Origin of the sequence: Rhizobium sp. T1470, from assembly GCF_042140505.1 — a bacterium.
GTDB classification, from domain to species: Bacteria; Pseudomonadota; Alphaproteobacteria; order Rhizobiales; family Rhizobiaceae; genus Rhizobium; species Rhizobium favelukesii.
The window spans coordinates 3,444,516-3,458,430 of the sequence record NZ_CP148091.1; the positions used below are offsets into that span (position 1 = coordinate 3,444,516).

A 13,915-nucleotide genomic window follows, 5' to 3' on the forward strand; every position below is an offset into this window, starting at 1 on the left:
GCTAACTGTCATTCACATAACGGTATCTGCGGCGGCCAACAGCTTTTGCAAGCCGCTGTCGACAGCCCTAGGCTTTTGCATCAGGGACATTTGTCTTCAACTCCTTCAGCCATATCCGTGCATTGCCGTCGGATGGCGCACGCCAATCGCCACGCGGAGACAGCGAACCGCCCGACGTCACTTTCGGGCCATTCGGCGATGCCGACCGCTTGAACTGGCTGATGGTAAAGAACCGGAACAGGAAAACCTCCATCCAGTGCTTGATGACGGGCAGATCGAAACTGCGGCGCTTGTCGGCGGGGAAATGCGGCGGCCAGACGCCCGCCCCGGCATCCCGCCAGGCATTGTAGGCAAGGAAGGCGATTTTCGAAGGGCGAAGGCCAAAACGCGTCGTGTAGTAGAGGGCGAAGTCGTGCAGATCGTATGGCCCGATCTTGTCCTCCGTGCTCTGCATGACGCCGTTCTCATCGGCGGGAACCAGTTCGGGCGAAATCAGCGTGCCAAGAATGCTCTCCAATGTCGCATTGGCTTCCGCATCGAAATCACCGGAACGGATCACCCATCGGATCAGATGCTGGATCAGGGTCTTCGGCACCGATGCGTTGACGTTGTAGTGGCTCATCTGGTCGCCGACCCCGTAGGTCGACCAACCGAGACCAATTTCCGACAGGTCTCCGGTACCAAGCACCAGCGCATTGCGGTGGTTTGCGGCGCGGAACAGGAAGTCCGTGCGCAGACCAGCCTGGACGTTTTCGAAGGTCGTATCGTAGACCGGCTTGCCGCTGCCGAAGGGATGCTTCAGATCCTTGAGCAACTGCAGGGCCAGTGGCCTGATGTCCACTTCCTCCGCCGTGACGCCCATGCTGCGCATCAGCGCCCAAGCGTTCGACTTGGTGGCGTCGCCCGTCGCGAATCCCGGCATGGTGAAGCAGAGGATGTCCGAACGCGGCCAGCCGAGCTGGTCGAAGGCGCGCGCCGCGACGAGCAGCGCATGGGTGGAATCGAGACCACCCGAAATGCCGATGCAAAGTCGCTTGATGCCGGTCGAGCGCAGCCGCTTCATCAGCCCCTGCACCTGGATGTTGAACGTTTCGTAGCAATCCTGATCGAGGCGGCTTTCATCAGCGGGCACGAAGGGGAAGCGCGCAACATCGCGCTTCAGGCCTATGTCGCCTTTCGGCTTCTTGAACTGGAACGCTACGCGCCGGAATTCGTGCCCGGCCGTGAGGTTGAGCGTGGCCGCATCATTGAACGTGCCTGTTCGCAACCGCTCGAGCCGCAGCCTCTCGACATCGATATCTGCCACGCACATCTGCGACGACGTCGGGAAACGATCGGTTTCGGCAAGCAGACTGCCCAGCTCGTAGATGCAAGCCTGACCGTCCCACGCGAGATCCGTCGTCGATTCGCCAGGGCCGGCGGCCGAATAGACATAGGCCGACAGGCTACGCGCCGACTGTGCCGAGCACAGAAGCTTACGGGTGTCGGCCTTTCCGACCGTTATGTTGCTGGCCGAAAGGTTGGCGAGGATCAGCGCACCCGCCAGCGCGCCGAAATCGCTCGGCGCCGCCGGCGCCCAGAGATCTTCGCAGATCTCGATGTGAAAAACGAAATCTTCCATATCTTCGGCTGCGAAGATGAGGTCTGTTCCGAACGGTACCGTCTCGCCGGCCACACGAATGCTGTCGCCGCGCACGCCTCGCCCAGACGCGAACCAGCGTTTCTCGTAGAACTCGCGATAGTTCGGGAGATGCATCTTCGGAACGACGCCGAGGATGCGACCAGCATGAATGGCGACCGCGCAATTGTAGAGCCGCCCGCCGTTCTGCAGCGGCGCGCCGACAAGAAGAACCGGCGTGAGATCGCGGCTTGCCCGGACAATCTCCGCGATCGCAGCATCGACGCCCTTGAGAAGCGCGTCCTGCCCCAGCAGGTCGTCGATGGAGTAGCTGGAGATTCCGAGTTCGGGAAATACCATCAGGCCAGCGCCCTCGGCATGTCCCTGCCGCGCCAGTTCCAATGTTGCCTGCGCGTTGAAGTCCGGATCGCCGATCTCGCAATTCGGCGTGCAGGCCGCTACGCGGACAAAACCTTGATCATAAATCGAATAGAAATTCACCAATGCCTCCAGCAGCCAAGCGCTTGATGACTGACCATTACATCCAAATGCCTCCGGGCAAAACCTGATCTCGCACTGCGAACAGCCTTATTCGATGTCGCTCATGCAAGCTGCAAACAGTATCCTGTAAAATGAAGGACTTATCAGCAGTTGCGAAAAGGGAAGACCCGCGAAACTGCCCAAAATAAAATTACGAAACTGTCATAAAACTATGGAAGAGTCAGCCTATATCGCTCGCGCGCCACAGTTCGATTTACCTCTCTTCCAGAGCAATGAATGTCCAACGTTATCCGCGTCCGTGCCGGGCTGCTTCGGGAAACACATCCCGGTGAGCGTCGCGTCGCGTTGACGCCGGACGACGTGCGGCGGCTTTCCGCGCGTATGTCGATTCATTTCGAGCGCAGCTGCGGCATCGGCGCGGGGCACGCAGACAACGCCTATATCGCTGCAGGCGCCGAGCCCGCCGAGTTCGCCGGGATGGCATCCTCTTTGGATGTATTCGTCAGTGTGCGGCGGCCGGCAGCCACGCGGATTTTTCCAGGGACAGCGGTTCTGATTTTCCTTGGTTCGAACGCAGCACCAGTGGCCGGTCTACCAGCTGGACAACGGCCGCTCCATCTCGACATCGCCAGGCTTTCCGGGGTGCAGGGCGTCAAGGGTGCGGACATTTCATCGAGACAGGCAGCCATTACCGGCCACGCCGCCATACTGGAAGCGGCCAGGCAGTTCGGCATTTCGCATCCGATGCTGATGGTGGACGGAAGCTTTGTCCGGCCGGTCAAAATGGCCGCCTTGGGCAGCGACGCAGCAAGCCTGCAGGCACTGGCGACCGCGCGCCGTCTCGGCGCGCTGACCCATGGCTTTGGCCTGGGGAGGGATACACAAGCAAAGATCGAACGACTCGGTGCCAAATTCCTCGCCATGTCCTCAGACTTGGCACGGCTGCGCCAAGAGCTTTCCGATCCTCTGTCCAAGATGCAGTTGATCACGACCAACGTCGTGATACCCGGTCAAACCGCCCCGATGCTGCTTGACGAGACCATGCTTTCGCGGTTGAGCCCCGGAACGGTGATTGTCGATCTTGCCGCCGAAAGTGGAGGCAATTGCGCGCTGATGCGTGTCGACGAAACAATCAACGTCTTCGGCGTTCGAATCATCGGCTCCGCCACACTTGCGAGCCACGAAGCCGCCGAGGCGAGCCGGCAGTTCAGTGACGGGCTGAGAAATCTGCTGGAACATTTGATCGACGCAGATTGTGCTCTGAGGCTCGATCCCCGCGATTCCATGACGGCCGCGCTTATGAATGAAGAGACTGCATTGAGGCGCGTTTCACCATGATCGCGGCGCACGCTTGAAGAGAGGACGGACGGCTGCGGCGCCATAGATGCTGCGGTGCAACATTATTGTCTTGGTAACATCCGTTTCGAAAACGCGTTGAGTAACAACTGGTTATGGCCAGCGTTGGTAAACGTTTCCTTGCGCAAAAATCGAGAGTTGCCTTTGTGCAACACCCGAATTCCGCTTTGCAGCAAAACTCAATTTTGACTGTATCTATTATTGATACATTTAATCGGAAATGTAATTTGGCGCCGCGGACGTACCGCGTTTCCCGCAAGGGCTTGTACGAAACAATTTGGGGTAGGTAGAGCCGGCTTTCGGCAGTGACGACCTGTGCCCAATCGACAGAAGATTGGACTGATTATGAACATTAAGATGATTCTCATGAGCTCGGCGGCGGCCTTGGCTGCCATCTCGAGCGCGCAGGCCGCTGACGCCATCGTTGCTGCTGAGCCGGAACCGGTTGAATATGTCCGCGTCTGCGACGCTTACGGCAGCGGCTACTTTTACATCCCGGGCACGGAGACCTGCCTGAAGATCAGCGGTTACATCCGTTTCCAGGTCAACGCTTCCCCGAACGCCGTCACGGGCGGCGCTTCCACGTCCGGCACCTCTGACTGGGATGCCGTTACCCGCGGCCAACTCCAGTTCACTGCCAAGAGCGACACCGAATACGGTCCGCTGACGGGCGTCATCGTTCTCCAGACGAATGCCGACAATGCGTCCGGTCAGATCGCAAAGCTCGACTCGGCTTACATCGACATCGCCGGCATCCGCGCCGGTCTGTTCTACAGCTGGTGGGACGATGGCCTGTCGGGCGAAACGGACGACATCGGCAGCAAGGTGACGCTGCACAACTCGATCCGCTATCAGTACGAAGCCGACAACTTCTACGCTGGTATCAGCGTTGATGAGCTGGAAGACGGCTACTACAGCGCCGGCGAACAGCCGAACAACGTCGGCGTAGCGATCGGCATCGGCGGCAAGGCTGGCGTATTCGGCTACCAGGTCACAGCCGGCTACGACACCGACAACGAAGAAGGCGCCGTCCGCGCCATGGGTACTGTCGCTATCGGTCCGGGCACCCTCGGCCTCGCAGCGGTCTACTCCAGCGGCCCGAACTCCTACTATCAGGCCGCTGAGTGGGCTATCGCCGGTGAGTACGCCATCAAGGCGACCGACAAGCTGAAGATCACCCCGGCCGCCCAGTACTACGGCAACTACGGCATCGTCGCTGGCGACTTCAACGACAACAACGACGCCTGGAAGGTTGGACTGACGGTTGACTATCAGATCGTCGACAACCTCTACGCCAAGGCGACCGTCAACTACCTCGATCCGGACATCGGCAACGACGTAACGTCGGGCTCTTCCGCCTCCAGCGCGCATTCTAATCGAAAACGGCGCCGCGTTTTCACCTTGCTTCGCGACTAAGGTCACGGAGAAGGCGATGCGGCGCCTCTTTAACGTTTCTGATCAGATTGACCTCCGATCAGTTAGGAGAGGTGGCCCGGGTTCCCTGCCCGGCCACCCCTTTTTCGTCTTGAGGACGAAATTATTCCGCGGCGTGGCGATCGCGCACGAGACTTCCATCTGACGGCTGCCGATGGCCGGCAGATTTCTGCGCCTCGAGGCGACGTAGCTCGGCTACACTGTCGTGAATGGTCACCGAACCAAGCATGTCGACGACGGCCTGCTCGGCGCGATCGCAAAGAAACTCCGAGAGGTCTCCGATATTCTCGCCCACAAGTCCCTCATGCGGAATGTCATGCCTGGTCGCCCAGATCTTCTTGTCACCGGTGACAGCAGCATAGATCTGGCTGAGCAATATCTGGTCCCGCGGACGCGCCAAACGGATGCCGCCCTTGCCGCCCTGGGCAGTAGCGAGAATACCGTTCTCATTGAGCGGCAGCAGCAGCTTGCGGACAAAGCTGGCGCTGGTATCCAGCCCTTGTGCTAGGGATTGGCTCGTGGTGCGGAGATTTGCCTCTTCGTTGACGGCGACACTGATGACAATCTGTAGAGCGGTCGAAAAGCGCGTGTCGATCATGCTGTGCTGAGGCCTTCCGTCTGAAGCCAGTTCGTGACAGATATTTGCCACGCGAATCCATTGTCAAGAACGCATAGTTGAAATCACGGCGACTTGACTGAAACCTCGGATAGGGCGGGTACGGCAGCGACACGGAGTGCGCCGCGAAATAAACATGAAGGCCGTGGCCTCTCGGCATGAGACCACACCAAGTTTCAAGGCTCCATCACGCGATTTCGATTTTACGCCAAGGCTTACCTGCAATACGCTCCGCGCGCTAGAAATTTCAACCAGGGAGAGACGCCATGAGACGCAGGTTTGCCTATATCGCAGCCGCTTTCGCCTTTTCAGCGGTTGGGATCCATGCTCAGGACAGCGCGATGAGTTTCTTCGTGACCAGTGCAAATCCCGGCAAGGGCGGCGACCTCGGCGGCCTTGCCGGTGCCGACGCCTATTGCAACACACTTGCCACAGCCGCGGGCTCCACTGGCAAGACCTGGAAGGCCTATCTTTCCACTGACGCCGAGAACGCAAAGGATCGCATCGGCTCCGGGCCATGGCATAATGCCAAGGGTGAAAAAATCGCCGACGACGTGGCCTCTCTACACAGCGACAAGAACAACCTGACCAAGCAGACCGCGCTCAACGAGAAGGGCGAAGTCATCAACGGCCGCGGCGACACACCGAACCGCCACGACATCCTGACCGGCTCGCAAGCGGATGGCACCACGGCGCCTCAAACATGCGGCAACTGGACGATGGGCGGTGCAGAAGGTGTCGCGATCGTCGGCCACAGCGACCGGACGGGACTAAATGACTCTGCGGAAGCCAAGTCGTGGAACGCCGCGCATCCGACCCGTGGCGGCTGCACCGTGGAAGCCTTCAAGACGACCGGAGGCGACGGTCTGTTCTACTGCTTCGCAGCGAATTGATCGGCAAGGCATTGCCGGACGGTGCATTCACCGCCCGCATCGCCACCGCATGCCATCACGAGCCGAGGCGCAGGCACGGATGCCCTGCGTACAGAACACGGTCGCTGTCTAAAGCCAGCCGATCCGCCGAAGCAACCAAAGTGTCGCAACGGATGTGATCGTCACGAACATCACGATGATGACGAATGCCCAGGTGTCGTTGACCCCCGGAATGCCTCCGACATTCATTCCGAACAGGCCGGCCACCACGCTCGGCGGCAGCAGCAGGGCCGCCAGCGCCGCCAACCGATTGGAATTGCGTGCGATGCGTTCGCTGATCACCGTCGAGAGGTCATCGTGCAGGATACCGGTGCGGTCGCGGATGGCATCGAGGTACTCGATGAAGCGCATCAGCTTGTCGATGACCTCGCGCATGCGCAGCTTGTCGCGTTCCAGGAGCCATGGCGCGTCATCATGTTCGATGCGGTTCAATGCATCGCGCTGCGGCGCCAGATAGCGGCGAAGCTGTACAGAACGCCGGCGCAACAGCTTGAGGCGCTGGCGCACCTCGCTTGCTTCGCCGTGAAAGATCATCTCGTCAAGCTCGTCCACCTCCTCGTCCATGGCGTCAAGTACAGGCTCCAGGTCGCGCACAAGCTTGTCGCCGATCAGCGCCAGCAGGTCTCCGGTGCGATGCGGGCCCTTGCCTTTCTCGAGCGCCCGGCGAATGTCGCGCAATGCGGTGATGTAGTGGCCGCTGTCACGCAGGGAAATGACCTTGTTGACGTCGATCCACATATGGAGCGGCACGAGATCGATGTCGGTCTGCTTGTCCGGCTCTTCGTCCGGCGCCGTCGCACACACGCCCCGAAGGATGATTAGCAGACCGTCGGCGACAGGCTCGACGCGCGGCCGTGTTTCCTCTTCGAGAAGGGCTTCCGTCACGAAGCTATCGAGGCCGCTTTCCCTGTTGATCCAATCGGCAGCCGCCACATGGTCGCGCTCGAAATGCAGCCAGATGATCCCATCTTCCGGCTTCCATCGTCGCGCCCGAGCAATGTCCAGCTGTGTACAGCCACCACACCCGTCCAAGAGCAGGGCGAAGCGCAATCCGGGCTCCGCGCCGTAGCTCACTTTAGAGGTAACTGGCGACTCCATCGCGCGCCCCGCAAACAGCCAGAGGAAACCTGAAAATGCAGCCAACACAAAAGCTTGGCACGGCAGATTCTAGCAGGTCACGATCAAGGCGCAAGTCCGCCAGAATCAGCATTGGTATCCGGCAGCCGCGGGCTTGGCGCTCAAAATAGGTCGCCTTCGTCTGCCAAGACGATTTCAACACCGATCAGATTGGCGTATTATTGCAGTGTAATTGTGCGAGGCCGATCCAGGAAGGAGGTCCAGCTTGATCACGACAACCACCGATCACCGCAACTGGTCACAAGGCTTCGGCGCGCCTGGCTCAGGCGAAGCTCCGCGTAACGTTCGCGATCTCACCGAGCATGCCGATATTGTCGTCCTTTTGCCCGATCCGGCCTCGGCACAGTCCTGTCTCGATCTGGCTGACGACGCGGCAGATGCTGTGCACGACAGCATCGCCGCCGTACATATCGGGGCCGATCCGCTGGCCATGCTCGTATCGGCCGAGGAAATCGAATTGCAGATGCTCCGAGACCTCGAGGAAGGTTCGACGCACGAACGGTTCGAACGCGTTAAGCGGCTATTCGACGAGTGGAGACTGAGCGCGCCTCACCGGCAAAGCCTGGTGCTCGGCGATTGCCAGGGTGACCTGCGCCGTTGCGTCGGCAACGTTTGCCGGAACGCGTCGCTTGTCGTCACGCCCTATCGAGGCAATCTCGACGCTCGACGTCCTCTTTCACGAAGGCAAGCTCGTGCTCGTCCCGCCGGCCAATGGCTATCGCGGACGTCTGCTGGACCACGTCCTGATCGGCTGGAAGCCGCATGACCACGCGCGGCGCACGATGGTCGCCGCACAGCGCTGGCTGGAAGCCGCCAACCGCGTTACCGTGCTCTGCGTCGATGACAAGCCGAACAGGCACTACGAGACCACCGCGACGGAAATCTGCCGGCAGCTGGGACTCGATGCCGAGGTCGTCGTGACCTCGTCAACGGGCCGCTCGGTCGGCAACACCATCCTCGACTTTGGTACGTCGGTGAACGCCACCTGCATTCTGATCGGCGCGTTCAAGCACGGTTATCTGCTCGAACTGCTTCTCGGCCGCGTCACCTATCGCCTGCTGTCCCATGCCACTGTTCCCCTGCTAATGAGCCATTGACAGAGCCGCCAAGCGCACCTTTACGAGCCGGAAGATGCGGCGGTGAAAACCGCGAACTGTGCGTCGAATGCACGCTTGTATGCGGGCCGCGCTTGACCGCGAGCGACATAGGCGGACAGGTTCGGGTATTCGGCCAGTAGGCCCGATCCTTTCACCCTGAGCAGCACCGACACCATCTGAAGGTCACCGGCGCTGAACTCGCCGTCGAGCCAGTCGGCATCGCCAAGTCGATCGGAAAGTTCGCCCAGCCGCTTTCGGATGCGTTCCTCGACGAGAGACCGGCGCTCGTCGTACCAAGTCTTGTCGCCCTCTAGGTATCGGGCGATTTCGCGATCGACGATCGGCGGCTCCATCGTGCTGATCGCGGCAAACATCCATGTGATCGCGCGCGCCCTGGCATTCGCATCGTCTGGCAGCAGGCCGGCATGGCGCTGCGCGATATGGAACACGATTGCCCCCGACTCGAACAAGACCAGATCGCCTTCTTCATAGGTCGGAATTTGCCCGAAAGGCTGAAGCGCGAGATGCGCGGGCTCCTTCATCGCTTTAAACGAAAGAAGGCGAACGTCGTAAGGCTGGCCAACTTCTTCGAGCGCCCAGCGAACGCGCATGTCACGCGCCAGACCCTTGCCGCCATCAGGCGACCGTTCAAAGGCGGTAATTGTAATCGTCATCGCTGTCCTCCATAGCTTGTCTGTCTTGAAGACGGCTGGCTAAACGGGAACCCGACAGTTTGTGCTCGAGATAATCCTCGCGGTCACTTCAATCAGCTCAAAGGACGCGTTCCTGCTGCTGTCGAGCGTCGGCTCTGGCACGACCGCCACATCTCCGTGCACAGACCTGCTGCGACCAGCTTGTCGAAGCAAGCGATTGGGCGCAATAGTCGCGACACCTGCTACGTGCAAGATAGGGCTCATCGAGCGTCCGGGGCAAGACAGCCTGTTCCGCGAAATGAAGGAAACCATGCCCCTGCAGGAAAAGGAGATTGGACGTGCCAACAGAGATCGACGACGAACCTCTTCGCAAGCTTGGATTGAAGTATCCCCTTGTCGTCGCGCCGATGGCCGGTGGCCCCTCAACGCCCGAACTGGTGATCGCGGCTTCGGCTGCTGGCGCGCTGGGTTCGGCCGGGGCCGCCTATTCCAATCCCGCAGCCATCGTTGAATTCGCTGACAAGGTACGCCAGCGCACGGACAAGCCCTTCGCGATCAACCTTTTCATTCCTCATGCCGCCCCACCCGTTGATCCGGCCGCGGTGGAGCGGGCGATAGCAGCCACGGCCGGATATCGCGCCGAGCTTGATCTGCCGACCCCGCAATTCAAAGCACCTTTCGAAGAGGACTTCGACTCCCAATTCGAGACGATTCTGAGGATTAGGCCGGCCGTGTTCAGTTTTGTCTTCGGCCTGTTGTCGGCAGATCATACGAAAGCGGCACGAGAAGCCGGCATTCTGCTCATCGGGACGGCGACCGCACCGGAGGAAGCACAGGCACTCGAAGACAGTGGCGTTGATGCGATCACGCTCCAAGGCTTCGAGGCCGGCGGCCATCGCGGTATCTTCGAACCCGACGGCGCCGATCCGGAGATCTTCCTTCGCGACCTTCTCGCTCAATGCAGGGGGAAAGTGCGCGTGCCGTTGATCGCGGCGGGCGGCATCATGACCGCGTCGGACATTCGCGCCACCCTCGCCGCGGGCGCGCAAGCGGTGCAGCTGGGCACGGCCTTCCTGGCCACCAGTGAGGCCGGCACGTCGGCTCCTTACCGGTCCGAACTCGATGCTCCGAAGCGAAAGACCCGAACGACACGCGTCTTTTCAGGCCGGTTTGCCCGAGGTATCGAGAACCGCTTCATGGAAGAGATGACGCCAAAGATGGATGCCGTCATGCCGTTTCCCGCGCAGAACAAGTTTACTCGTGACTTGCGAGGCGCGTCCGCGGCAAAAGGCTCGCCGGACTTTCTGTCGTTGTGGGCAGGAACGGGAGAAGGTGAGCTTTGGCAGGGGTCGACCTCCGAACTGATCCGGAGCCTGTTTGCCGGATAGCTCCGGCCAGGCGACGACCGAGCGGCTCGAGCGATTTCCATGACTTATCGGAAGAATTGAAAGCGCTGACATTGTATCACACTGTATTCAAAGAGCCGCGGGATACAGCAACATGCAAGCCCAGCGGCCGTCAACATACGGCGGATACATCAAGGGCGTCATTAGCAGCAGAATAATGGAGATCGCGCGATGGAGCACATCGACCACGTCCTTATCGTCGATGACGATCGCGAAATCCGGGAGCTCGTGTCGAGCTACCTGAAGAAGAATGGCCTTCGCGTGACCGCAGTTGCCGACGGCCGGCATATGCGCTCCTTCCTCGAAGCGAACTCCGTCGATCTGATCATCCTCGACGTGATGATGCCAGGCGACGATGGCCTGGTTCTCAGCCGCGAGTTGCGTGCCGGACGGCACAAGGCCGTTCCCATCGTCATGCTGACGGCGCGTACGGATGAGATGGATCGCATCATCGGTCTCGAGATGGGTGCGGATGATTACCTCGCCAAACCGTTTTCGGCGCGTGAATTGCTGGCGCGCATCAAGGCCGTCCTTCGGCGCACGCGCATGCTGCCACCGAATCTGCAGGTGTCGGAAGCCGGCCAATTGCTGAGCTTCGGCAAATGGAAGCTCGATACGACGGCGCGCCATCTCGTCGATTCCGACGGGACAGTGATCGCGCTCAGCGGTGCCGAATATCGGCTGCTGCGCGTCTTTATCGATCACCCCCAGCGCGTGCTGAACCGCGACCAGCTTCTCAACCTGACACAGGGCCGCGACGCCGAGCTTTTCGACCGTTCGATCGACCTTCTCGTCAGCCGCGTGCGCCAGCGCCTTGGCGACGACGCCCGAGAGCCGACTTACATCAAGACCGTCCGCAGCGAGGGCTACGTCTTCTCCATGCCGATCGAGATCACCGAGGCACGCTGATGGCGACGCACGCCTTCCTGAATGGATTTCGCCTGTGGCCGCGCACCCTCGGGGCGCGGCTGTTTCTTATTCTGCTTGCTGGTCTGGCGATCGCGCATGGCATGTCGTTCACGGTGCTATTTTTCGAGCGCTACACGGCCGCCAAGTCGGTCATGTTCAACACCCTCGAAAACGACGTCGCAACCTCGATCGCCATTCTCGATCGCCTACCGGTCGACGAACGCGCCGATTGGCTCGATCGTCTTGATCGGGGGAGTTATCGTTTCGTGCTGGGACCCGGCTTGCCCGGCAATCCGACACTCGAGGCGCGCAGCGCCGAAATCGCTTCCAAGGTTCGCGCGGCGATCGGTGCAAAGTATCCGATCGAGGTGGAGACCATTCCCGGCGCCAACCTCCGACTCCAGGCACATCTGTCACTGAGCGATGGTGCGCCATTGACGATAGACATCAACCCGCATGGCGTCATGCCGCTGGCCGATTGGCTGCCTTATGTGCTCGCCGTCCAACTGGCGTTGCTGGTGCTGTGCAGTTGGTTTGCCGTGCGTCAGGCAATTCGCCCGCTCGTCAATCTCGCGCGAGCCGCCGACACGCTCGACCCGAACGTGAAGACCCCTCGCCTGAGCGAGACGGGACCGAGCGAGGTCGCTTATGCCGCAACCGCCTTCAACGCAATGCGCGAACGCATCGCGCAATATCTTGAGGAGCGCGTACAAATACTCGCAGCCATATCGCACGATCTGCAAACGCCGATCACCCGCATGAAGCTCAGGGCGGAGATGGCGGAGGATTTCGGCGATAGGGATAAGCTGATGCAGGATCTCGGCGAGATCGAACGTCTTGTCAAGGAAGGTGTCGCCTATGCTCGCAGCGCCCATGGCAATGTCGAGAAAGCCTCGCGCATCGATCTCTCCTCGTTCATCGAAAGCCTTGTTTATGATTACCAGGATACCGGCAAGGACGTTGCGATAATTGCGATGAGCGGCGGTGCGATCATGACACGGCCGCACGCCTTGAGGCGCGTTCTCACCAATCTCATCGACAACGCGCTGAAGTTCGGCGGCAGCGCCGAGATCGAAGTGCAACGCCGCGCCGACGAGAGCATAGTCGTCACAGTGCTTGATCGCGGTCCCGGCATTCCCGATGACCAGCTGGAAGCTGTCCTCAAGCCCTTCTTTCGCCTGGAGCAATCGCGCAATCGCGACACCGGCGGAACCGGGCTCGGCCTCGCCATTGCCGTACAGCTTGCTACGGCGATCGGTGCATCGCTGACGCTGCGCAATCGGGACGGCGGCGGGCTTGTGGCCGAAATCGCCATCAATCGAACAGCAGCTTGAGCCGCCTTGCGGTTGCCACTGGAAACATTCGCCTGACTATCGGCAAAAGAGCGGCAGCCTTTGACCGCTGCCGCTCCTCGCCATCACACCCACCTGGCGGGGGAACCGTCTTTCTTATCTCGTCAGACGAGGTTTATGGTGACGTTGATATTGCCGCGCGTAGCCTTGGAATATGGGCATATTTGATGCGCTGCATCGACAATAGCCCGAGCAGTTTCGTGGTCGATGTCCGGCAGGCTGACGTTGAGGCGTGCCTGAAGGGAGTAGCCGCCCGTGCTGCTGCAGAGGTCCACTTCGGTGTTGACGGCGAGGTCGGCAGGAAGTGCGACCTTCAGGCTGCTGGCGGCAAAGCCCATCGCGCCGATGAAGCAGGCCGACCAGCCAGCGGCAAAAAGCTGCTCAGGGTTCGTTCCCTGCCCCGCGCTGCCAGGCGACGACAGTTTGATATCGAGGCGACCGTCGGAGCTGCGCGATGCGCCGTCGCGACCGCCGGTCGTGTGCGTCTTGCCGGTGTAGATTACTTTCTGGTTCTCGCTTATGATGTTCTTCCTTTCGACAGAATGGATGCCGCCGAAGCCTGATTGCCTGGCTCGCTGTCGAACCGCAGATGGCGCTCCTTACGTGTCTGGAATGTTTCGTCGCGGTGCTGAAATGTAGCCAACTTCCGTGCAAACGCGGTGCGGATACAATACGATACGAACCGCCCGTAAGCGGCTGACCGCTCAGCCAAGGCGCCGGACGCAGATCGCGCCCGGATGAAGTACGAAGGGCTGCGTGGGCAGGACCGCACCTTCATGACGCGTGCATGATAAAAAACCCGGCGTGCGCGCCTAAACGCTCTAACGCCAGGTCCAGAGTTCGGAATGAAGGCGAAGCCGGAAAAGCGCGGCTGGCCGGCGCGACTACCCTCGCCGATGAACCA

The 13,915-nt window shown here is 60.4% G+C and carries 12 protein-coding genes and 1 pseudogene; 7 read left to right on the forward strand and 6 right to left on the reverse strand.

Annotated features, from left to right (window positions below):
• Window positions 1–67: 67 nt before the first annotated feature.
• Window positions 68–2,119 carry an NAD(+) synthase gene (locus WGT02_RS17365; protein ID WP_024316060.1) on the reverse strand — a complete coding sequence of 684 codons (2,052 nt, stop codon included), beginning with the start codon at window positions 2,117–2,119 and terminating at the stop codon, window positions 68–70.
• Window positions 2,120–2,395: 276 nt separating this feature from the next.
• Between WGT02_RS17365 and WGT02_RS17370 the strand changes: the two genes are divergently transcribed.
• Together WGT02_RS17370 and WGT02_RS17375 are read left to right on the forward strand one after the other, a co-directional pair.
• Window positions 2,396–3,457 (forward strand): NAD/NADP transhydrogenase subunit alpha, encoded by a 1,062-nt coding sequence (locus tag WGT02_RS17370; protein ID WP_208249811.1) that lies wholly within the window; start codon window positions 2,396–2,398, stop codon window positions 3,455–3,457.
• Window positions 3,458–3,820: 363 nt separating this feature from the next.
• Window positions 3,821–4,851, forward strand: a pseudogene (locus WGT02_RS17375) (porin).
• A gap of 161 nt (window positions 4,852–5,012) precedes the next feature.
• Here the strand turns inward: WGT02_RS17375 and WGT02_RS17380 are convergent.
• Window positions 5,013–5,507, reverse strand: coding sequence for an Rrf2 family transcriptional regulator (locus WGT02_RS17380; RefSeq protein WP_024316063.1), 495 nt, complete (start codon window positions 5,505–5,507; stop codon window positions 5,013–5,015).
• A 284-nt stretch (window positions 5,508–5,791) separates the two neighbouring features.
• Here WGT02_RS17380 and WGT02_RS17385 point away from each other — a divergent pair, with 284 nt between their 5' ends.
• Complete coding sequence (locus tag WGT02_RS17385) at window positions 5,792–6,418, forward strand: hypothetical protein (RefSeq protein WP_024316064.1); 627 nt, start codon at window positions 5,792–5,794, stop codon at window positions 6,416–6,418.
• Between the two features lie 108 nt (window positions 6,419–6,526).
• Here WGT02_RS17385 and WGT02_RS17390 read toward each other — a convergent pair whose 3' ends face one another.
• Both WGT02_RS17390 and WGT02_RS17395 read right to left on the reverse strand, forming a co-directional pair.
• Complete coding sequence (locus tag WGT02_RS17390; RefSeq protein WP_024316065.1) at window positions 6,527–7,555, reverse strand: CorA family divalent cation transporter; 1,029 nt, start codon at window positions 7,553–7,555, stop codon at window positions 6,527–6,529.
• Window positions 7,556–7,856: 301 nt separating this feature from the next.
• Window positions 7,857–8,090 (reverse strand): hypothetical protein, encoded by a 234-nt coding sequence (locus WGT02_RS17395; protein ID WP_225039723.1) that lies wholly within the window; start codon window positions 8,088–8,090, stop codon window positions 7,857–7,859.
• A gap of 133 nt (window positions 8,091–8,223) precedes the next feature.
• Here WGT02_RS17395 and WGT02_RS17400 point away from each other — a divergent pair, with 133 nt between their 5' ends.
• Window positions 8,224–8,691, forward strand: a complete 468-nt coding sequence (locus tag WGT02_RS17400; protein ID WP_225039725.1) for a universal stress protein — start codon at window positions 8,224–8,226, stop codon at window positions 8,689–8,691.
• A 20-nt stretch (window positions 8,692–8,711) separates the two neighbouring features.
• Here the strand turns inward: WGT02_RS17400 and WGT02_RS17405 are convergent, their stop codons facing one another.
• Complete coding sequence (locus WGT02_RS17405) at window positions 8,712–9,365, reverse strand: glutathione S-transferase family protein (protein ID WP_024316067.1); 654 nt, start codon at window positions 9,363–9,365, stop codon at window positions 8,712–8,714.
• 317 nt (window positions 9,366–9,682) lie between these two features.
• Between WGT02_RS17405 and WGT02_RS17410 the strand changes: the two genes are divergently transcribed.
• The 3 genes from WGT02_RS17410 to WGT02_RS17420 all read left to right on the forward strand — a co-directional run bounded on the left by WGT02_RS17410 (window position 9,683) and on the right by WGT02_RS17420 (window position 12,993).
• Window positions 9,683–10,732, forward strand: coding sequence for a nitronate monooxygenase family protein (locus WGT02_RS17410; RefSeq protein ID WP_024316068.1), 1,050 nt, complete (start codon window positions 9,683–9,685; stop codon window positions 10,730–10,732).
• 189 nt (window positions 10,733–10,921) lie between these two features.
• Complete coding sequence (locus WGT02_RS17415) at window positions 10,922–11,659, forward strand: response regulator (protein WP_024316069.1); 738 nt, start codon at window positions 10,922–10,924, stop codon at window positions 11,657–11,659.
• Entirely contained in the window at window positions 11,659–12,993 is a 1,335-nt protein-coding gene (locus WGT02_RS17420; RefSeq protein ID WP_024316070.1) for a HAMP domain-containing sensor histidine kinase, read from the forward strand. Before WGT02_RS17415 ends, WGT02_RS17420 begins: the two co-directional genes overlap by 1 nt.
• Window positions 12,994–13,115: 122 nt before the next feature.
• Here the strand turns inward: WGT02_RS17420 and WGT02_RS17425 are convergent, their stop codons facing one another.
• Window positions 13,116–13,532: an organic hydroperoxide resistance protein gene (locus WGT02_RS17425; RefSeq protein WP_082321231.1), complete on the reverse strand. Its 417-nt coding sequence runs from the start codon at window positions 13,530–13,532 to the stop codon at window positions 13,116–13,118.
• Window positions 13,533–13,915 lie beyond the last annotated feature (383 nt).